The sequence below is a fragment of the Pseudomonas oryzagri genome (assembly GCF_020831405.1).
In the GTDB taxonomy this organism is placed as follows: domain Bacteria; phylum Pseudomonadota; class Gammaproteobacteria; order Pseudomonadales; family Pseudomonadaceae; genus Geopseudomonas; species Geopseudomonas oryzagri.
In genome coordinates this window covers 21,825-22,545 of the sequence record NZ_JAJHPU010000021.1, presented here as the reverse complement: position 1 = coordinate 22,545, position 721 = coordinate 21,825, and the positions used below count along the sequence as shown (strand labels likewise).

Genomic DNA, 721 nt, shown 5'->3' with positions numbered 1-721 from the left:
GTCCCAGGGCGTGGCGACGAAGCGGTTGCGATAGCCCTGCTGGAAGCCGTCGCCGGCGGCGGTATCGCTGGTCACCGACTCCTCCAGCACCTGCGGCTGGCGGCCCTCATGGTGCACGGCGCGGATCAGCCACAGATCGTTCCACTCACGGCGCGGATGCTCGGTGAGCTCCAGGAAGTGACCGCTGCGCAGGCTCGGCTGGTCGCCGTCGCCCTCGGCCAGCCGGTAGTCGCTGCGATGACGCTCCAGGGCACGACGGGCCAGCTGCTTGCCGCGCGTGCGCTCGGTGAAGCGGCCGGGGTAGTCGTAGTCCTCCAGGTCCGGTTCGAACTCGCTGGTGGCGGCGCTTTCCAGTTGCAGGCGCGGCTGCTCGAAGTCGTAGTCGCGGCGGCTTACCCGGCTGGTACGGGTTTCCAGGCGTACGGCGAAGTGCTTGATCACCGGATCAATGGCGACCAGGCCGCTGTCCGGCAGATAGGCGGTGGGACGGCCCAGCTTGGGGAACGCCGTCTGGTCGTCGCCGAATACCAGCAGATGGCCGTCCGGGCCGTGGCGGAAGTGGTAGTGGATACCTTCCTCCTCGCACAGCCGCTGGACGAAGTGCAGGTCGGACTCGTCGTACTGCACGCAGTAGTCGCGCGCGGGGTAGTCGGCGCCGAGCTGGAAGCGGTGGCCGTCGCCTTCGAGGATGCCGTGCTCCTCCAGCACCCGGGCGACGATC

General features: G+C 68.8%; 1 pseudogene. It reads right to left on the bottom strand.

Annotation, left to right across the window (positions count from 1 at the left end):
- A pseudogene (tssI, locus tag LMJ29_RS09480) lies at positions 1–720 on the bottom strand (type VI secretion system tip protein TssI/VgrG); the annotation flags it as partial.
- Position 721: the final 1 nt, after the last annotated feature.